At 57.9% G+C, this 20,216-nt stretch carries 16 protein-coding genes; 12 read left to right on the top strand and 4 right to left on the bottom strand.

Annotated elements, in window-relative coordinates; translation table 11 throughout:
• Position 1 precedes the first annotated feature (1 nt).
• Both HMPREF0574_RS07590 and HMPREF0574_RS07585 read right to left on the bottom strand, forming a co-directional pair.
• Positions 2-847 carry an ABC transporter ATP-binding protein gene (locus tag HMPREF0574_RS07590; RefSeq protein ID WP_004008147.1) on the bottom strand — a complete coding sequence of 282 codons (846 nt, stop codon included), beginning with the start codon at positions 845-847 and terminating at the stop codon, positions 2-4.
• A gap of 190 nt (positions 848-1,037) precedes the next feature.
• Complete coding sequence (locus HMPREF0574_RS07585) at positions 1,038-2,018, bottom strand: hypothetical protein (protein WP_004008146.1); 981 nt, start codon at positions 2,016-2,018, stop codon at positions 1,038-1,040.
• Between the two features lie 118 nt (positions 2,019-2,136).
• On the opposite strand from HMPREF0574_RS07585, the gene HMPREF0574_RS07580 reads away from it, so the two are divergent.
• The 9 genes from HMPREF0574_RS07580 to HMPREF0574_RS07545 all read left to right on the top strand — a co-directional run bounded on the left by HMPREF0574_RS07580 (position 2,137) and on the right by HMPREF0574_RS07545 (position 13,593).
• On the top strand, positions 2,137-2,664 hold the full coding sequence (locus HMPREF0574_RS07580; protein WP_211576810.1) for a ribosome maturation factor RimP: 528 nt from the start codon (positions 2,137-2,139) through the stop codon (positions 2,662-2,664).
• Positions 2,665-2,687: 23 nt separating this feature from the next.
• Positions 2,688-3,674 carry a transcription termination factor NusA gene (nusA, locus tag HMPREF0574_RS07575; RefSeq protein ID WP_004008144.1) on the top strand — a complete coding sequence of 329 codons (987 nt, stop codon included), beginning with the start codon at positions 2,688-2,690 and terminating at the stop codon, positions 3,672-3,674.
• Between the two features lie 286 nt (positions 3,675-3,960).
• Positions 3,961-5,220: a cell wall-binding repeat-containing protein gene (locus tag HMPREF0574_RS07570; protein ID WP_004008142.1), complete on the top strand. Its 1,260-nt coding sequence runs from the start codon at positions 3,961-3,963 to the stop codon at positions 5,218-5,220.
• A 342-nt stretch (positions 5,221-5,562) separates the two neighbouring features.
• Positions 5,563-8,331, top strand: coding sequence for a translation initiation factor IF-2 (gene infB, locus HMPREF0574_RS07565; RefSeq protein ID WP_004008141.1), 2,769 nt, complete (start codon positions 5,563-5,565; stop codon positions 8,329-8,331).
• A 96-nt stretch (positions 8,332-8,427) separates the two neighbouring features.
• A complete protein-coding gene (rbfA, locus tag HMPREF0574_RS07560) occupies positions 8,428-8,865 on the top strand; it encodes a 30S ribosome-binding factor RbfA (protein WP_004008140.1) in 438 nt (145 codons plus the stop codon).
• Positions 8,837-8,980, top strand: coding sequence for a hypothetical protein (locus HMPREF0574_RS09685; RefSeq protein ID WP_169303838.1), 144 nt, complete (start codon positions 8,837-8,839; stop codon positions 8,978-8,980). Before rbfA ends, HMPREF0574_RS09685 begins: the two co-directional genes overlap by 29 nt.
• The gene (truB, locus tag HMPREF0574_RS07555; protein WP_004008138.1) at positions 8,973-10,037 is read left to right on the top strand and encodes a tRNA pseudouridine(55) synthase TruB; all 1,065 of its coding nucleotides are present in this window, start codon (positions 8,973-8,975) and stop codon (positions 10,035-10,037) included. The genes HMPREF0574_RS09685 and truB overlap by 8 nt, the downstream gene beginning before the upstream one ends.
• A 54-nt stretch (positions 10,038-10,091) precedes the next feature.
• A complete protein-coding gene (locus HMPREF0574_RS07550; RefSeq protein ID WP_004008137.1) occupies positions 10,092-12,026 on the top strand; it encodes a cell wall-binding repeat-containing protein in 1,935 nt (644 codons plus the stop codon).
• Between the two features lie 136 nt (positions 12,027-12,162).
• Complete coding sequence (locus HMPREF0574_RS07545) at positions 12,163-13,593, top strand: alanine/glycine:cation symporter family protein (protein ID WP_004008136.1); 1,431 nt, start codon at positions 12,163-12,165, stop codon at positions 13,591-13,593.
• Between the two features lie 46 nt (positions 13,594-13,639).
• On the opposite strand, the gene HMPREF0574_RS07540 is transcribed toward HMPREF0574_RS07545, so the two are convergent.
• Positions 13,640-14,911: a CapA family protein gene (locus HMPREF0574_RS07540; RefSeq protein ID WP_004008135.1), complete on the bottom strand. Its 1,272-nt coding sequence runs from the start codon at positions 14,909-14,911 to the stop codon at positions 13,640-13,642.
• Between the two features lie 38 nt (positions 14,912-14,949).
• Positions 14,950-15,945, bottom strand: a complete 996-nt coding sequence (locus HMPREF0574_RS07535; protein WP_004008134.1) for a bifunctional riboflavin kinase/FAD synthetase — start codon at positions 15,943-15,945, stop codon at positions 14,950-14,952.
• 121 nt (positions 15,946-16,066) lie between these two features.
• On the opposite strand from HMPREF0574_RS07535, the gene HMPREF0574_RS07530 reads away from it, so the two are divergent.
• The 3 genes from HMPREF0574_RS07530 (at position 16,067) to HMPREF0574_RS07520 (ending at position 20,162) form a co-directional block, all read left to right on the top strand.
• The gene (locus HMPREF0574_RS07530) at positions 16,067-17,065 is read left to right on the top strand and encodes an NADH-quinone oxidoreductase (RefSeq protein ID WP_004008133.1); all 999 of its coding nucleotides are present in this window, start codon (positions 16,067-16,069) and stop codon (positions 17,063-17,065) included.
• Between the two features lie 240 nt (positions 17,066-17,305).
• Positions 17,306-17,575: a 30S ribosomal protein S15 gene (rpsO, locus tag HMPREF0574_RS07525; RefSeq protein WP_004008132.1), complete on the top strand. Its 270-nt coding sequence runs from the start codon at positions 17,306-17,308 to the stop codon at positions 17,573-17,575.
• A gap of 208 nt (positions 17,576-17,783) precedes the next feature.
• Positions 17,784-20,162: a polyribonucleotide nucleotidyltransferase gene (locus HMPREF0574_RS07520; RefSeq protein ID WP_169761655.1), complete on the top strand. Its 2,379-nt coding sequence runs from the start codon at positions 17,784-17,786 to the stop codon at positions 20,160-20,162.
• The last annotated feature ends 54 nt before the right edge of the window (positions 20,163-20,216 follow it).

Raw genomic sequence — 20,216 nt, 5'->3', positions numbered from 1 at the left:
CTCACGCCACCTTTGCGATATCTGCGGGTTCGGGGTGGTGCAAATCTTGCACAATCATCCCGTCGCGGACGATTAAGACCCGATCTCCGGTCGCGGCGGCGTGCTGATCGTGGGTCACCATCACCACGGTTTGCCCGAAGTTATCAACTGCCGCGCGCAGCAGATTCAGGACCTCGGCAGAAGACGCCGTGTCCAGGTTTCCAGTCGGCTCGTCAGCCACCAACAGGGCGGGGCGGGACAGCAGAGCCCGAGCGACCGCGACGCGCTGCATTTGGCCACCGGACAGTTCGTAAGGCTTGTGGTTTAGCCGGGTGGCGAGGTCCAGCCCGGTGACGATTTGGTCGAACCAGTGCCGGTCTATCGGCTTATTCGCCAGGCGCAGCGGCAGTTCGATATTGGCTTGCGCGTTCAAAGTGGGAACCAGGTTAAACGACTGGAACACGAACCCCACGTTGTCGCGGCGCCACAGGGTCAGGGGCTTGTCTTTCAGCTTGGTGATATCTATGCGGTTGACCGTGATGGAACCGGAAGTGACCGCGTCCAAACCGGCTAGGACGTGCAGCAGCGTGGATTTGCCGGAACCGGAGGGACCCATGATAACCGTGAATTCGCGGGCGTTAATGTCGACGTTAACTCCGCGCAGAGCCTCCACGCGCGTGCCTTTTTCGCCGTAAACCTTGGTGACTTCACGCAGCTCGGCGACGGGGGCGGTCGGCAGGTCCGTCTCTGCACTGGTCACAAGGGAGGAAGGGGAAGTTCCGGGGGCAGTTGCGTTTGGCGGGGTTGGGGGCGTTACGGGGGTAAACGGTGTTTCGTCTGAGGAAACGGAGCTATTTGGGGCAGACATGGCTAACCTTTCGCTAGATTTCTTACGTGTAATCCAGCGTAACCAGCCCGAAACTCACCGGCTATAGGGGTTTACCCTGAAAAAACCCCGAGCCATCCCTGAGCCGGTGAAAAAGTCTCTAGTGGTCCAGTTTTCCTGGTGACCGCGGCGTTAGACTGGGCAAACCTACCAGAACTTGTGTCTGATTCGGTTAGGGCCACAGTTGCGCGAAAATCTGGGAAGGCGGTATGCCGAAACGGTTTTGTGAAGTGACGTCATCTTTTACAGCCCTTATCCAGGGTTGGCGCAATGCTGACAGGGTCTGGTCTGGCGCTTGCTTCGATGCGGCATCGGGAGACGAAATCATCGCGACTATCTGGAGGTGTGCGGCGAATGCGTCAGCATCAGCCTGATTGATGAGGTGAATTGCGTCTGCAGCGGACTTAATTTGTGGAAAATCCAGGGCATATTGAGAGGCTCGCACATCCTCAACCCCCCCGTCTACCAGCGACTGTACGTCCCAAGCCAGGGAACTCGCCCTTTGCAAAGCCCACTTCCGGTTATCACCGTTGAGGTGCGCTGCTGCCACTTCCATCCGGAATCGCGCAAAATCCAGGGCGGTTTGCGCTGCGGTAAGGTCTTGCAGATTTTTCCGGTCGGCTATCGGTTCGGGGGAGCCTTCCGGGTTCGTTCCTGCCGGTGCGTAGACCGGCACTTTTGACTCGGGGAGTGGACTTCCCGAGGCTCCTGCTAGGTGGGATGCATCCAGCTGTTGCGCGGCACACAGTGCCGTGAGCAGTTGCGCGTCCTTAGCCTGGGGTGCCCGCGCTCCTGCTTGACAGGAAGTCGCCGCGGCATCCACCAGGAGTTGTAACAGATCCTCCACGTTGCCCGGAGCGGGGGAAGGCTGCGGACCGGGGTCCGCCCCCTCCGGCATACCCTGAGGCCACGGCTGCCAGACCCCGCCCATTGCGGCTAAACGGGTGGCGGAAAGGTCGCGTACCGTCCCTATGGCAGCGCGTAGCCCAGGGGCTAGCGAGGCATCGTCAGCCATCTTTTCACTGCCGGCATTGATAGCGGCTTCTGCCCGAGAAACAGCGGAAATTCCTGCTTGCCCGGCATCCAGTTTCGGCAGGGCATCGGGGGGCGTGTCCAGGCGCAGTCCACACCCGGTCAGCGCGAGACCCGCCATAAGCCATAGACTTAGTCTCAGGAAATGGGACGGGCGAAAAAACATAGACCCATTGTTTCATACCCCCGTTCCATTCACGCGCTCAGACAACTCTGAGAAAACGAAAAAGGGGAGACTATTGCAGATAACAACAGAGGCCCAACCGCATACCTCAACGGATCCGAGTGTGGAGGCAATTATCCAGGTCGTGAACCCGGTCGTGGAGGCAGCCGGTCTGTATCTGGAAAAAATTGCCGTGACCGGTCCGAAACACCAGCGGGTTGTGGCGATTAATTTAGATTTACCTGATGGTGTAGACAATCTGGGCAGCGCGCAACTAGAGGACGCCAGCCGCGCTATCGGCGCTGCCTTAGACGCCGCCGATCCGTTATCGGGAGCCTATACACTTGAGATTTCCACGCTTGGTGCCGAACACGAGCTGACGAACCTGCGGTTGGCACGTCGCGCCTTGGGCAAAGACGTAGAAGTGCGCACTGGCGGGCAGGTTCGTGCCGGAATCTTGACTGAAGTCACGGAAACCGGGTTGAGCGTAAATGATGACGGAGACGTTACGGTTTATCCCTTCGAGGACATAGAATCGGTACGTACCGTTATTTTGTTTGGGAAGCCTCGGGGGTCCCAGAGCAACGGGCGAAAAAATAAATAGCGACAAATCAATACGGAGGAATCATGCAAATTGACATGTCTGCATTGCGCCTGGTGGAAGCCGAAAAGGGCATGGATATGAACTCGCTTATCAACACGGTCGAGCAAGCGCTTTTGAAGGCATACCGCAACCAGCCGGGTGCTGAAAAGGAACATTCACGGGTTGAGGTTGATCGCAAGACCGGCGAGGTGCGGGTTTTGGTAAAGGAGCTGGACGAGGACGGCACTGAGCTGGGCGAATCCGAGATAACTCCTAAAGATTTTGGGCGCACCGCCGCGGCTACGGTGAAATCTGTAATTATTCAACGTTTCCAAGAGGAAGAAGACAAAGCTGTTCTGGGCGATTTTAAAGATCGTGTCGGTCAAGTCGTTTCCGGGGTGGTGACTGCCGGGCGCGATCCGAAGCTGGTGACTGTGAATCTGGGAGATGTGGAAGGCATTATTCCGCCGGCAGAACAGGTCCCTGGCGAGAAGTACCAGCACGGAGTGCGTCTGAGCGTTTATGTTCTGGCGGCATCGCGTGGTTTTAAAGGTCCGCACATTGAACTGTCTCGGACCCATCCCGGTTTGGTGCAGGGCTTGTTTAAACGCGAAGTTCCCGAAATCGACCGGGAAGAAGTCGTCATCGAATCCGTGGCTCGCGAACCGGGACATCGTACCAAGATAGCTGTGCGTCCGACTGAAAAAGGTATCAATGCCAAGGGAGCCTGCATCGGTCCGAATGGTTCCCGGGTCCGGGCAGTCATGAACGAGCTGAACGGAGAAAAGATTGACATCGTGGATTGGGCGGAAGACCCTACGGTTTACGTGGCAAATGCTTTGAGTCCTGCCAAAGTTATTTCGGTGCGGGTCATTGATGAGGCGAAGCGTTTGGCACGCGTGGTGGTCCCGGACTTCCAGCAGTCCCTGGCTATTGGCAAGGAAGGTCAAAATGCCCGCTTGGCTTCGCGCCTGACCGGTTGGGGTATTGATATTCATTCCGACACGGAAAATGGCGGCACTCCAGCCTAGATTGGCAGCTTTTACGAGGCGTGCGTGCAGCCCTCCGAGGTGCTCCCTCGGGGGGCTGCGTGTTTTTTGCACAAGGGGTGACTACGCGTTTCCGGGGTGGCACGGTAACGTCTGGGACCGCCCTGGTGAAGGTATATCCGCAGGTCGTAGCTCTCAAAAGTGACCAAATGGACATGGTTGTTACCAAAACGTTATAATCGAGGGTCGCGGCATAGGGTCGCGAATCGTTTGAAATAATGAGGAGGGCATTTGGCTGGGTCAAATGAGCCGGTCGAATATTTGAGTTATGCGTATTTCTAAACTGATGGCAAGTTCATTTGCAATTGCTGGAATCGGTGTAGCGGGCGTTGCTCCGATTGCCAATGCGGAAGATGGGGGCTCCGCAACCATTACAAATCAAACTGTCAGTGCCAAGGTTCGCTTGGCGGGTGTTGATCGCTACGAGACTTCTCAAGCTGTGTCCGCGGCAACTTCGTTGGACTCCGTGTTAGTCAGTGATAAGTCTCCTGACGGGCTCATTGCTTCCCTGCAGGCTGCTAATGATGACAAATCTGCGGTGATGAGTCCGAAGGCGCCCTCTCTGGGAGGCGTCAACCGTTACGAGTCCGCCGCAAATGTGGCTGTGGCAGGCGACGCGGATGCCCCCTTGGTCATCGCCAACGGTCGCTCAGATGTAGATATTTTGGCAGCTACATCCTATGCGGCGAATCTGGAGGCAAACCTCTTGCTGTCCGAGCCGAATCAGCTGGGTGAATACGCTGCAAAAGCTCTCTCCGAGTTGAATCCGGAGAATATCACGATTATCGGGGGGACCGGGGTCGTGAATGAACAAACTAAAAACCAGATTGAAGAACTGACTGGGAAAAAGGTTTCCCGGATTGCGGGAGATAACCGGTACACCACCGCGCTGGCAGTCGCGCAGGTTATGGGTTCGCACAACTACCTGCTGGTCAATGGCAAGAATCCGGTCGATGCGCTGACTTTGGCTCCCTTGGCGAAACGGAATAATGCCTCGGTCGTGTTGATTCAGACCTCTTGCGTTCCGCAAACCGTGCTGGGGGCTCTGGCGGGTAAGCATCTCACCGCCATCGGCGGTACGGGCGCTATTGCCGACAATTTCGCGGCGAAGACCTGTGAACAGCAGGCGGCCGAGGAAGCCGCGGCAGCTGCGAAGGCTGCCGCAGAAAAGGCAGCGGCAGAACAGGCAGCACGGGAAGCCGCCGCGCGGGCCGCAAATCCGTGGGGAGCCGGTACTCCGCAGGGTATCGCCTATGACATGCTGGGCGAGTACGGCTGGGGACCCGATCAGATGCAGCCCCTGGTGAACTTGTGGAATCGGGAATCCGGATGGCGTACGAATGCCGGACGTCGTGGCGGTCCCTACGGTATCCCGCAGGCTAACCCCGGTCGCAAGATGGCTTCTGCCGGTGCGGACTGGGCTACGAACCCGGCTACCCAAATCCGCTGGGGCTTGAGCTACATTAAGGGACGCTACGGCAGTCCCGCTGGAGCTTGGGCGAAATTCTGTGCCCGCGGCTGGTATTGATTTTGCCTATAACTTAGGGGGTGGAGCTGTCACGGACGGCTCCACCCCCTAAGTTTTGCCTGATGAGAGGGCTCGATTCAGGTGCATAGAGAAAAGTCGGGTATAATCAAAAGTGGTGCTTTGCGCGGCTCCAACAGTCGCGTTTGGGCACAGGAACTTATCAGCTGAGGATACTTTGCGGCTTGCGGTTTTTCATTAATCCGGCGGCACTGTGTTCGCAATGACCTAGGAGCGGGTTGGAAGATGTTGGGCACCCGATGAGTACCCGATGAGTACCAACGATTAATCCATTCTCACCCTTCGCCGGGTGGAGTGGCGAAGGACAGGAGAAAAGTGGCACGAATGCGCGTGCACGAGCTTGCGAAAGAGCTCGGTATTGAATCCAAGGAAATGCTGGCGTATCTGAAAGACGCTGGAGAGTTCGTGAAATCTGCATCCTCCGTGGTGGAAAGCCCCGTAGTGAAGCGGATGATGGAACGCTTTGCAGAGGAAAAACTGGGCAAGTTCAGCCCGGAGGCCGCTGAGAAAGCCGAAAAAGCGACCGCGAAAGCGAAGAAGCCAGCTGCCAAGACGACTACAAAGAGTGAAACTGCGGATGCGGATCCTGCGGAAACAGAATCTCCATCACCCGTCAGCCCTGCTGAGCCAACGGCTCCAGAGACGGCGGTCACTCCGGATGACGCAACTCCAAAAACACCCGAAGCGCCGGAGACTCCCGCAGCCCCTCAACCGACCCCGGAAAAAACAGACTCGAGTCCCAGCCCTGCCAAACTGCAGGCGAAGCCGAGTGCGCACCCTGATATTCCCAAGCCAGGAGCCGGGATTCCCAAGCCGGGCGCGCGTCCGGGCAACAACCCGTTCGCTTCTGCGCAGGGAATGCCACGTCCCGGTGGTACCAGTGGGATTAAAGCGAAGCCGGGTCCGCGCCGAGGGCGGTTGGGTAACAACCCGTTCGCTTCTGCGCAGGGCATGAGCCAAGGGATTCCCCGTCCCGGTCAGGGCGGCGGTCCGCGTCCCAAGCCGGGAGACCGTATGGGTTCCCTGCGTGGTGACTCCGGTCCCGCGGGTCGCGGTGGACGCGGCGGTCGTGGTTCTCGCCCCAGCCCTGAAGCATTAGCAGGGGGCGGTTTTGGTGGCGCTCCGGCTTTTGGCGGTCCGCCTTCGCCACCTCGCGGTCGCGGTGGACGCGGCTTTACCCAGGGCGCTTTCGGTCATGGCAAGTCTCGAAAAGGCAAGAGCCGTCGGGCTAAACGTCAGGAAATCGAAGAGCAAAATGCACCCGTCATTGGCGGTGTCACCGTCCCGAAAGGCAACGGTCAAGAGATTCGGATTCGTTCCGGAGCGTCGGTTGCCGACTTTGCAGACAAGATTCACGTCAATCCTGCTGCGTTGGTGACGGTGCTGTTCCACATGGGCGAGATGGTCACTGCCAATCAGTCCTTGGACGAAGACACTTTCAAGCTGCTGGGAGCGGAACTCGGTTACGAGATTGAGGTGGTTTCACCGGAGGATGAAGACCGCGAACTGCTGGAATCCTTCGACATTGACCTAGAGGCAGAAGAACTCGATGACATCGAGGCAATGGAACCCCGACCTCCGGTGGTGACAGTGATGGGTCACGTCGACCACGGTAAGACCAAGCTGTTGGACGCCATCCGCAATACTGATGTGATTGATACCGAGTATGGCGGGATTACCCAGCACATTGGCGCTTACATGGTCACGTTGAAAAAGGCTGATAAGGGTCGCAAACTCACCTTTATTGATACGCCGGGTCACGAAGCCTTTACCGCGATGCGTGCCCGTGGTGCCCAGGTCACCGACATTGCGATTATTGTGGTCGCCGCTGATGACGGCGTGATGCCGCAGACCGTAGAGGCAATCAACCACGCCAAGGCTGCGAACGTGCCGATTGTGGTGGCAGTCAACAAGATTGATAAGCCGACCGCTAACCCGGATAAGGTCAAAGCCCAGATGTCTGAATATGGGGTGCTGCCCGAAGAATACGGCGGTGACACCATGTTTGTGCCGATTTCGGCTAAGCAGCGGATGGGTATTGAGGACCTGCTGGACGCGGTGCTGTTGACTGCTGACGCAGTGCTGGATTTGCAAGCTAATCCGCATGCGCCTGCCCGCGGTGTCGCTATTGAAGCGAACCTCGACAAGGGGCGCGGTACGGTTGCCACCATGCTGGTGCAGCGTGGTACTTTGCGCGTCGGCGACGCCATCGTGGCGGGAACTGCCTACGGTAGGGTGCGTGCCATGTTCAACGAACGTGGTCAAAATGTAGAAGAGGCCACCCCCTCCACACCGGTGCAGGTGCTGGGGCTAACCTCGGTGCCGCGAGCTGGTGATAACTTCCTGGTCGCTGAAGACGACCGGACGGCACGCCAAATTGCGGACAAACGCGCTGCTGCGGAACGTGCGGCACTGCTGGCCAAGCGCCGCAAGCGCGTGACGCTGGAATCCTTCGACGAAGCCCTAAAGGCCGGCAAGGTAGACATGCTGAACTTGATTATCAAGGGTGACGTGTCCGGCTCGGTCGAAGCTCTGGAAGACTCCCTGCTAAAGATTGACGTGGGCGAGGAAGTCGGTTTGCGTATCATTCACCGCGGCGTCGGTGCGATTACCCAAAACGACGTCAACCTGGCTACCGTGGACAACGCCATCATAATCGGATTCAACGTGCGTCCTGCCGAGCGCGTGGCAGAGTTGGCAGATAGCGAAGGCGTGGAGATGAAGTTCTATTCCGTCATCTACCAGGTCATTGAGGATGTCGAGAACTCCTTGAAGGGTATGCTAAAGCCGATTTATGAGGAACACGAACTCGGTACCGCCGAGATCCGCCAGGTCTTTAAGTCCTCCAAGTTCGGCAATATCGCGGGCTGCTTGATTAAGTCGGGCACTATCAAACGCGGCGCCAAAGCCCGCTTGGTTCGCGATGGTGTGGTCGTCAACGGAGAGCTGGAGATTCATTCCTTGCGTCGCGAAAAGGACGATGTCACTGAGGTCCGCGAAGGCTTCGAGTGCGGTATCGGTCTGGAGTTCAAGGACATCCAGGTGGGCGACCGCATCGAGACGTGGGAAATGCGCGAAATCCCACGCGACTAATATTCCTAATCAACCCGGTGTCCCGGTCGGGCTGCGGCGGTTTACCGCCGGGGCTCGGCTGGGGCGCCGTGATAACACAGCAGATTGAGAGAAACAATGGACGATACTCGGCGCGAAAAAGTCGCCGCAAACATTTTGACCACCGTGGCCAGCATGTTGGCTGGCAAGATTAAAGATCCGCGATTAGGCTTCGTCACCATTACTTCGGTCGAGGTCACGGGTGATTTGCAACACGCCAAAGTTTATTACACAGCTTATGGTAGCGACACGGAACGCACCGCTTCGGGGGCGGCTTTGGAATCTGCCAAAGGACTGATTCGCTCCCGCGTCGGCAAGAATTTAGGCACCCGCCTGACTCCGACCTTGGAATTTGTCTCCGATCCGGTGCCTCAGCAAGCCGCGGCTTTGGAATCAGCCCTCGCGGAGGCTCGCGCGGCAGACGCCGAGTTGGCAGCGCGCAAAGGCACCCAGTATGCCGGAGAAGCTAATCCTTATAAGACTCCTCGTGAAACTGAAGATGACCAGGACTCCTAACCTGGCGGGGCAGGGGACTGTCCGTGGGGAAACTTTCGCCGGGCACGCTCCGGAGGACACCGTTAGTGGGGGATGTCTGGTTCACAAGGGTTCCGGGGCAGGTTACGATGTTTGACGCGCCAGACTTTTTGCCTGACTGCCCTGAGGATTTACCTCAGGGCGAAATTTGCCCGCCCGGACTGGTCGTTGTGGATAAGCCACGGGGGTTGAGCTCTAACGCGGTAGCGTCACGGATTCGCCGGTTGGCAGGTCAAAAGAAAGTCGGTTACGCCGGCACCCTTGACCCGCTGGCCACGGGAATCCTGATCTGTGCCATCGGTAAAGCCACCCGCCTGCTGCAATACCTGACGGCTCATGACAAGGTCTATACCGCGCGGGTACGATTCGGTATCTCTACAGATACCGATGACGCGCTGGGACAGGTTATATCCCGTGCGGGAGCTGCCTTATCCACGGCGGAAATCATGGCAGCGCTGGAACCGTGGCGCGGGGCAGTCGACCAAATTCCAGCCAAGTTTTCTGCCATTAAAATTGGTGGAAAACGTGCCTATGACTTGGCACGTGCCGGAAAAAACGTGGAAATTCAGCCCCGCCCGGTGACCATTCACCGGCTCGAACTGCGCGGTGCGCCAGTCCTCGAAACGGTGGCGGGAGACGATTCTAACCCTCCGGTGCAGGTCACTGATGCGGACATTGTATTGGGCTGCTCGGCAGGAACCTACGTGCGTTCCTTGGCTCGAGATCTCGGCGCGGACCTGGGTGTGGGGGCGCATTTGACTGCATTGCGACGTATCTCGGTCGGGTCATACGGGCTGGACCAAGCACACAGTCTGTCCGAGTTGGGGACCGAAGTTCGCCGTTACGGAGTGCTGCGCCCCGTGGGGTTGGACGCCGCGATATTGGGAATCTTCCCTGAATTTCTCGGAGACGAAACCCAGGTGCGGGCGTTGTCTTTCGGACAAGCACCAGCGCTGCGGGACTCGACCCACGCTGCCCCAAGCACCCCCCCTGAGAACGCAAATTCGTGCCCCAATACGTCCGACGGTGCGCTGCTGGCGGTAACCGAACCAGTAACTGAACCAGAAGCGGGAGATAAACGCGTCGTGGCGTTGGCGGAGCGAAATCGTGACAGGCTGAAACCAATCTGGGTGCTGAGACCTGCAAAATCTTGAGCTGTCGAGACATAAAATAGTTAAGAGCCGATTTTATTTTGGGAAAGTGAAGAAATGAAACAAAACGCGTCTCTCAAATCATGGTGGCCGATGGTTACACTCGGTTTGTTGGGATTTGTGGGTCTGCTCGCCGGACCCGCGGAAATGAGTCTCGCCAGTCCGGTTGCGCCGGCGGATACTCCCGCAGTTTCCAGCACGGCGGCAGCGACAGTTCCGGCTGCGGATGAAACCGGTGAATTTCCTGAACTTCCTGAGAACTTCACTTCTCTCACCGACTCCGAACTGTCTGCCGGTAGTGAGCCCTCCGGGGGTTCTGACTACGGTGATTTGATGATTGGAGGGGGAACCCCCGCCAGCGCAGCGCAGGCCGATTGGGTCGCATATATCAGTATCAGCAATCGGGACAACACCGGCGCTATCTGTACCGGCATGCTCATTGACCCCTCTTGGGTTTTGACCGCGGGTCATTGTGTCGCCAACGGACCCAAATACATCAACGTGACTTTCGGACCGACCCGGCAAGCAAATACTGCCGTCAATGACTACAAGATCAATCCCCAGTACGATGCGACGCTGTTGCATCTAAAAGACCCGGTTTATGGAATCACCCCCATCACTTTAGCCTCTGGTCAAGCCAAAGTTGGCGATGTGGCAGTGGAATATGGTTGGGGTGGCACCTCGAAGGCACTCATGTCATCGTCGCAGCGGATTGTGGCGACCTGTTTCACGGTGGTACAGGGAGCTAGACAGGGTGAATTCTCCGCGAACTGCGGTGTCGCAAACGCCCCCGGTCAGCTCAGCTACAAGACTTCTTGGCCGGGAGTGAAAACTGAACACGGTGACTCCGGTGGTCCCCTGGTGGTGGGTAATCAAGTCATAGGTACGTTGATTGGGGGCAATGATCAGGGTGCCTACTTTGGATCCGTGATTCCTTTGGCTTCTTGGCTAAAAGATATTACCGGCTTGACCTTGGGTTCGCCTTCTCCACAAACGGCTGAATATCCTTATGAATCGCGATTAAACCGAATTGCTGGAGCTGATCGTGTCTCGACGTCTTTGGCGTTGCACGCGGCGAGTGGCACCAGTGGGGACGCGATGGTATTGACCACCGGTCGTCTCGCTCCGGATGCGTTGAGCTCAGCAGCTTTGGTGGGCGCGCGCGGAGCGACGGTGCTGCTCACCGTGTCCAGCCCGGTGGAACCGGCGGTAATTTCTGCCATTAAGGCTTCCCCGCGTAAGACTCTGTACGTGGTCGGCGGGGGAGTGAAACTCTCGGCTGCCCAACGCGCCGAATTACAACAGGCGGGAGTGACCATCACCGACCTGGCGGGATCCGATCGCTTCGACACGGCGGGTCGAGTCGCTGCCCGTGCGGCGCAGGAAAATGCCTCAGTGATTGCCCACACGAAAGTCCTTGACGTGTTCCTGGTCGATGCCACCAGCGACCCGAACATTCCTGATGCAATTGCTGCCGGTCCTGCTGTGGCAAACGCGCACGGGGTCATTCTCTTTACGCGCGCAAACACCATCCCTGCTCCTACTCAGAAAGCAATTTCTGACCTGGGGCGCACCGTGACCCAGCAGGGGGGCAAACTGCGCTTGTGGGGTATAGGTGGCGGGGCTGCCACAGCCGTTACCACTCAAGCCGCTCACGCGGACGCGGCGTGGAAAGGTGCCGTCAGTGAGGTAAAGACTATCGTGGGGCAAAATCGTTTCCAGACCTCCACCCAGTTGGCGCAAAACTTCTTCCCTAGCGCTGGGGGATACCTGGTTGCTTCCGGTATGGTTTTTGCTGACGGTTTGGCAGGCTCGGGCTATGCGCACGCAAATCACCAAGCTATCCTGCTGAGCCGCCCTGCCACCCTGGACTCGAGTCTGCAAAGTTTCGTGCAGGCTCATCCCCAAGCTTCCTATACCATCGTCGGTGGTGCCGGGGCGGTGTCTCGTGGCGTGGCAAACCAGATTGGCGCCCTGCTGACGGCACGGTAACCGACAAAATCCCGAATTTTACCGGGGTCTGTTGCTCGTCTCCAAGCTTGAGCAGCGGCGTCAAATTATGGATAACGTGGGCTGACTCGCTAAACTTGCTCCAAGTTCGTTTCCGACAACATTGAGGCAATAGACTATGGACAAGTTTTTAGAGGTACTCAGCACGGTAGATTCTTTCGTTTGGGGTCCGTTTTTCCTGATCCCCCTGCTGCTGGGGACCGGACTGTGGCTTACTATCCGCCTGGCAGGACTCCAATTCCGCAAGCTGGGACCTGCCATGCACCTCGCCTTGCTGAAACGTGATGAAGGAGCGGGGGAAAGCGCCGCGGGGAAACAACCGCTCGATGACACTATCGAGGGCGACATTTCCCACTACCAAGCTCTCACCACCGCCCTGGCAGCTACCGTTGGGGTCGGAAACATTGCCGGTGTCGCCACTGCCATCCACATTGGTGGACCGGGGGCAGTGTTCTGGATGTGGATTACGGGGCTGTTGGGGATGGCATCGAAGTATTCCGAAGCCTTCATGGCGGTACGTTTCCGCACCAAGGACGCCAAGGGAGAGATGAGCGGCGGTCCGCAGTATTATCTGGAAAAAGTCACGAACGTGAAGTGGCTGGGGCGGACTTTAGCGGTTGCTTTTGCGGTCTTTGCGATTATTGCCTCGCTTGGCACCGGTAACCTGACCCAAGCAAACTCGGTCGCGACTCAGCTACAGGCTTCTTTCGGGATTAACCCCTGGATGACAGGGCTGTTCATGGCGGCGCTGACCGGCATTGTGCTGCTGGGAGGAGTGAAGTCCATCGGTCGGGTGACTTCGGCTTTTGTCCCGATTATGATTATTCTCTACGTGGGAGCCGCACTGATTGTGTTGGGGCTGCACCTGGCGGAAATCCCTGACGCGCTGGCTCTGATTTTTCACGATGCCTTTACGGGTACCGCTGCCACAGGCGGTTTTGTGGGTTCCACGTTCATGATAGTGGTTCAGTACGGGGTAGCTCGAGGAATCTTCTCAAACGAGTCCGGGATGGGCACGTCTGCGATTGCTGCGGCTGCGGCACGCACTCGCGAACCGGTTCGGCAAGGTCTGGTGTCCATGACGCAAACCTTCATCGACACCATAATCGTGGTCTCTATGACGGCACTGGTCATCGTGGTCACGGGAGCTTGGAAAGCCACCGATGCTGACGGTAACCCGCTAGACGGTTCGCCTCTCACCGCTGAGGCATTCAACCTGGGATTCCCCGGCGGACAGGGTCACTTTGTGGTCGCAATTTCCCTGGTATTTTTCGCATTTTCCACGGTGCTGGGCTGGGCGTATTACGGGGAACGTTGTGTAGAACGTCTGTTTGGTTTAAACGCTGTCACCGTCTACCGCGTATTGTTTGCCATAGTTATTTTCGTGGGCTGCATCACCGAGCTGAAAGTGGCGTGGACACTGGCGGACATTACGAACGGGTTGATGGCTCTGCCGAACTTGATTGGGCTGATTCTCGCTTCGGGTCTGATTGCTCACGAAACCAGAGCCTACCTAAAGCGCGACCCGAAACTGCGAGAATCCCGGTAAACTTTCCGCCCCGCCCTTGTGCCCCCCCGACGGAAGGCACGGACGGTTATTGCTTTGGCAGCGCCTTAATCTGGGCAGGGGAGGGAGTTGCGGGCGGCTCAGTCAGCTCAGGAGTTTCGGGACCCACCAGGGACTGTAAAAACTCTCGGTATTTTGTGGCTTTGCTCGCACTCATGGCACTGCCGGGCGGGATTTGTCCTCGCGCAGCGGCAGCTAGCGGTACCACCATATGCGAATCGGGTTCCAGACCAATCCCTACCCACTGGGCTGAAATAACTTCGGCGTTGCCCTGCGCGGGAACCTTAATCGTCGCCCAGGCGATTTGTTCCGAGTCGGTGTGCATGGTAGCCAGGGGACGCATATCCGAAATGACATTCCCCACGCTCCAATACGTCCACATGCCTTTGCCATCCACGCCACCGGGCAGTTTCTCAATGCCTTGGGGCACGTGCGGATGATGACCGATATAGAGGTCAATCAGCCCGCTAGCAGCAGCTTCTTGTGCCCATTGGCGCGCCCAGCTGGAGGGCTGCAGTTCGTATTCCAGCCCGTTATGACCGGACAGAATCATCACATTAGCGCCTTCTTGACGAGCTTCGGCCGCCCACTTGAGGATTTCACTCATATTGTCTACATTGACCAACCAAGGCTTTTCTCTAATGTAGGGCATCCCGCCCAGTTTCCCCCACGCTAGGGACAGGTGCGCAATTTTGATGGTGCGACCGTCTTTCGTCAGCTGATACATCTGGTAGGGTTTTTCTGTTGCACTGCGCCGTGAACCGGTAGCTCCCAGACCGGCTTTTTCCAGCACGTTGAGCGTCTGATACACGCCTTCGATGCCTTGGTCAGTAGTGTGGTTCGAAGCGGTGGAACAGCCGTCGTAGCCCAAGTCTTTCATGTCTTGCGCCCAGCCCGTCGGCATGGCGAAGTTAGGAAACCCCTGGTAAGCAGCCCCGTCTGCGGCGAAAGCAATCTCTTGATGGCAAATCGCCAGGTCAGCCCCCTCGAGAAACGGTTTGATCCCTGCCATCAGATTGGTGAAGTGCGTATTCCCCGCGGTATCACGCGACACGTCTGGCATGAGGGCATCGTGTGTCAGAGCATCGCCCGTAGCGGCAACCGTAAAGGTCATTTCCGCGGGTTGGGTGGCGGTTGGTTTTGGTTTGACCTTCACCAGGGAAGTCTTGGTGGGTACATCTTTGGCGGCAGTTTTTCCGGCAGCACCTTCGCAGCCCGTCAGCCCCCAGGCGCCGCCCAACACCAGCAGGGTAGTCGCGGCAGCGTAGCTAATTTTGCGGGTAATCTGTCTGTTTCCCATGGTACTTTTATATCAACACCCCGGCGATTCAATCATGCTCAGGCTGTTACCGCGGCGGGGTCGATGCGCTGAGCTTTGGGAACCCCCAGAACTACGGCAGTTTCCCACAGGTCACGATCCATGCGTTCCAGCAGTGCGTCCAAAGAATCAAAAGCCAGGTTGTCACGAATCCGATGGACGAACTCGATTACAACTTCTTCCCCGTACAAATCCAGGTCCGCCCGCCCTAAAACGTGAGCTTCCACGGTACGTCCCACATCGCCGAAATGCGGGGAAGTCCCCACCGAAATCGCGGCGGGCACCACCTCTAGGGAACTTGGTGTTTTTGAGTGGGGAGGGTAGGGCATCCGCAACCAACCCGCATAAACCCCGTCAGCGGGAATTGCCTCTATAAAATCCGCATCCAGGTTAGCGGTGGGAAATCCCAGTTCGCGTCCGCGCCGCTTGCCGTGAACCACTGTGCCTCGCACCGAGTGAGCGTGCCCCAACACGTAAGCTGCCTGGTCGACCCGCCCTTGTGCCAGGAGCTCGCGCACCCAAGACGAGGACCAGCGGCGTCCAAATATCGGATCGACAATGTTTGACACCGTTTCGACAGTGAAACCGAATTCTTCGCCCAGTTCCCGTAAAGTCTGGGCATCTCCGCTGTTTTGGGCGCCAAAACGCATATCTTCCCCGATGACGACCACTTCCGGACGCAGCGGAGCGACCAGGTAGTTGTGGACAAATTCAGCGGGGGATTGGGCGGCAAAATCAAGGTCATACTGTTGAACCCAGGTCGCATCCACCCCCAGCTGTTCAATGCGGGTCAGGCGATCTGGCAGGGAACAAATCAACTTGTTCTTTGGGTCGGGATGGTGAACCTGGCGTGGCAGCGGGTCGAAGGTCAACACGACGGATGCCACCTCGTGCTGGTGAGCCAGTGTCACGACCTTTTCAATGATTCGTTTGTGTCCGGTGTGAACCCCGTCAAAAGTGCCGATGGTTACGATACTCGGTCCGAAATTTGACGGTTTGTCACGAAATATTTGCACCCCCCAACCTTAGCATGACGCTATCCTTCCGGATTCCGTCTCTCCCGGTCCCGCCCGAGGTGAATGCACGTTGGCGTACCCTTGTTCTACACTGGCTTTACACGAAATAGAAGGGGGATTTATGTGGAGCGTGCAGGGCGTTGACGGCGTGCCAGCTCTGGTTGAGGTCGAACGTCCCCCGGTCGGAGCCGGTGAGATTCTGCTTGAAGTAGTGGCGGCGGGCGTGAACCGGGCAGACTTGCTGCAGGTCGAGGGTCATTATCCGCCGCCTGCAGGGGCGCCGCAGACACTTGGTCTGGAGGCTGCTGGCACTGTCGTGGAAGTTGGTCCAGGTGTTGACCCGGCGTGGCTGGGGCGTGCCGCGGTGGCTTTGGTCGAGGGCGGGGCACAAGCCCAGTTCTGTGTCGCCAATGCGGAATTGGCTTTGCCTCTACCTGTTTCCGGGCGGCTCAACGGCTATGTTGCGGGGGCTGCCTTGCTGGAAGCGGCGGTGACTGCGTGGCACAACCTGGTGGACTGCGGATTCCCCGCTGATTCGGGGGCGGGGCGTGCCGTGCTGATTCACGGCGGTTCGGGGGCAGTGGGCACGGTAGCGGTGCAGTTAGCTAAGGCTTTGGGAGCCACCGTGGGGACGACCGCGGGGGAACCCGACAGATGCCACAAACTGATCCTTTTGGGGGCAGACGCGGCCGCGGATTATCACGACCCGGAGGGACTGTTGCGGATGAAACAGGAACTGACCGCAGGGCGTGGCTTTGACCTAATCTTGGACGTAGCCGGGGCGGGAGGCTTGGAGACTAATCTGGAACTGCTCGCCCCATCTGGAATCCTCAACATTATCGGTCTGCAAAAGGGGCGTCATGCCCAGCTGGATTTGGGTCAAGTTTTGTCCAAATCGGCGCGGATTCAGGGTTCTACCATTCGTGGTCTCGATGTGGCGTCAAAAGTCAGGTTGGTGCGTGCCGTGGGGACACACGTCTGGCCGCTGGTTCAGGCGCAACGGATACGTCCGGTTATCGCTCATACGTTGGCATTTTCCAAAGCAAAACGCGCGCACAAATACCTGGCCAAAGCCACGGCACGACCCTTGGGAAAAATAGTGCTCTTTACCGAGTCGTGAACGCGGGCTCGTCAATAACCGACTGTGGCTCCGGGGCTGGAATTTGAGCGCGACGGCAACCTGCCACCTGTCTGATGAATTTGTCGTCTCTCCCGTAAAAGTCGTTCGTGCAGAATCTGTGTAATTCGCGGGAGTTGCGGGTTTTTGCTAGACTTGTACAGCCGTCATGTCGGCCGCGCTACCGATGGTCCAGGAAAAGCCTGGGCGCTGCGCGCAACGAGTTAGTAAAAAGGAGAACCTGTGGCTCTGACCAAGGAAGAAAAGCAAGCAATCATCAACGAATACGCGACTCATCCCGGGGACACGGGATCCCCCGAAGTGCAAATCGCTCTGCTGTCCAAGCGAATCAAGGACTTGACCGAGCACTTCAAGACTCATCAACATGACCATCATTCCCGTCGTGGTTTGATGCTGCTGGTCGGTCAGCGCAAGCGTCTGCTGGGCTACTTGCAGGACATTGACATCGAACGCTACCGCAGCCTCAAAGAGCGCCTCGGTTTGCGTAAATAGCAACTAAGCTGGCCGGATACCCGGTCAGCTTTCTTTTCATGCCGGTATTTCCGGCTGGTATATGTAGGAACCCAGCGTTAATCGGTCCTCGGTAGTGGTCTCCTGGACCTTTCGCGAATGTCTCGGTCTGCCCGGTGAGATTTGCGGAGGACCAGTCCAGTGGACCTCGATCGATGACCGCCGCGCTGAACAAAGAGAGGGGGATCCCTTGGAGGGACCCGAAATCACGGCGGCTGAAGCCGTCATCGACAATGGTAAATTTGGCAAGCGCGTCCTGCGCTTTGAGACGGGTCTTTTGGCTCAGCAGGCTGCCGGTTCGGCAATGGTCACCCTAGACGGTGAGACCGTTGTGTTCGCAGCCACCACGGTTGGCAAGCAACCGAAAGATCAATTCGACTTTTTCCCCTTGACCGTAGACGTTGAGGAAAAGCAATACGCCGCGGGACGTATTCCCGGATCGTTTTTCCGTCGCGAAGGTCGCCCCGGTACCGAGGCAATCCTGGCGGCGCGCCTGATTGACCGTCCGCTGCGCCCGGCTTTCGTAAAAGGGCTGCGCAACGAGGTGCAGGTCGTCGACACCGTCCTGTCAATCCACCCCGACCACGCTTATGACGTAGTGGCGATTAACGCCTCCTCGATGGCGACCCAGCTGGCTGGGCTGCCTTTCTCCGGTCCCATCGGTGGCGCCCGCCTGGCCCTGATTGACGGACAGTGGGTGGCATTCCCGACCTACCCCGAGATGGAACAATCCACATTCAACATGGTCATTGCCGGTCGTGTCGTCAACGAGGGCACCCCCGAAGAGGACGTCGCTATCATGATGGTGGAAGCCGGCGGTGGTGAATACGCTTGGGATTTGATTCAAGAGGGCAAACAGGCTCCGACCGAGGATGTCGTGGCCAGCGCGCTGGATGCCGCCAAACCCTTCATTAAGGAACTGTGCCGCGCCCAATCCGCAGTGGCTGCCAAGGCTGCCAAGGAAACTCAGGAATATCCGCTGTTCCCCGACTATGAAGACAACCACTTCGAGGCGATGAAATCAGAGGTAGAAGCGGATTTGCTCGCGGCTATTCAGATTGCTGACAAGCTGACTCGAGAGAATCGCGAGACTGAAATTCGCGATGCCGCTATCGAGAAACTTGCGGTGGAAGGTGGCGAGTTCGAGGAGCAGGAAAAGGAACTGAAGGCCGCATTCAAGGCTTTGGAAAAGAAACTGGTGCGCGCCCGGGTGCTGCACGAAGGCAAGCGTATCGACGGACGCGGGCTGAAAGACATCCGTTCCCTGTCCGCCGAGGTCGAGGTGCTGCCTCGGGTTCACGGTTCGGCTCTGTTCCAGCGCGGGGAAACTCAGGTTTTGGGTGTGACCACGCTCAATATGCTGCGCATGGAACAGCAGTTGGACAACTTGAGTCCTGCCACGCATAAGCGATACATGCACCAGTACAACTTCCCGCCCTACTGCACCGGTGAGACGGGTCGAGTTGGTTCGCCTAAACGCCGCGAGATTGGTCACGGACACCTGGCAGAGATGGCTCTGGAGCCGGTCATTCCGGCTCGCGAGGAGTTCCCCTACGCGATTCGCCAGGTCAGCGAGATTATGGGCTCAAACGGCTCGTCCTCGATGGGTTCGGTTTGTGCCTCTACACTGTCCCTGTTGAATGCGGGCGTGCCGCTGCGCGCCCCGATTGCCGGCATCGCTATGGGTCTGATGAGTGAACCGGGTGAAAATGGCACCCAGTTTGCGACCCTGACTGACATCTTGGGAGCGGAAGACGCTTTCGGTGACATGGACTTCAAGGTCGCCGGTACCCAGGACTTCATTACCGCCCTGCAGCTGGATACGAAACTTGATGGCATTCCTGCTGATGTCTTGAAGGGTGCCCTGGGTCAGGCTCGCGACGCTCGACTGAAGATTCTGGACGTGATGCACGCCGCTATCGACGGACCCGATGAGCTGGCTCCGACCGCGCCGCGCATCCTCACCGTGAATATCCCGGTGGACAAGATTGGTGAGGTTATCGGACCGAAAGGAAAGATGATTAACCAGATTCAAGAGGACACCGGCGCCGAGCTGACCATCGAGGACGACGGCACGGTCTACATCGGGGCAGATAACGGTCCGGCGGCAGAAGCCGCTCGTGATGCCGTGAATGCAATCGCGAACCCCCAGATGCCTGAGGTCGGAGAACGGTTCGTGGGCACCGTGGTGAAAACCACCACCTTTGGGGCGTTCATTTCCTTGACCCCCGGCAAGGACGGTCTGTTGCACATCTCCCAGATTCGTCGCCTGGTCGGCGGCAAACGTGTGGAAAACGTCGAGGACGTGCTCCAGGTCGGTCAGCAAGTTCAGGTCGAGGTCGCCGAAATCGACCAGCGCGGCAAGCTTTCCCTGCACGCCGTGGTGGACGATGAGGACGGCGAAGTCGCAGCAGATTCGGAATCTGCCTCCTGCGCAGCTTGTGCGGAGGACCCGCGTGACCGTGAACACCGTGACCCTCGTGATAGCAGCGAACCGCGCCGTCCACGGGAGCGGGCCCGCCGACGGACGCATCGTTCTCGCGGCGAGGACGATCGCGATTTCTCATAGAGTAACGCTATTGAAAACTACGGTGGCTCGGCGGGGGACATTCCCTCGCCGGGT

This window comes from Mobiluncus curtisii subsp. curtisii ATCC 35241, from assembly GCF_000146285.1.
Lineage (GTDB): Bacteria > Actinomycetota > Actinomycetes > Actinomycetales > Actinomycetaceae > Mobiluncus > Mobiluncus curtisii.
This window is presented reverse-complemented; position numbering and strand designations above follow the sequence as displayed.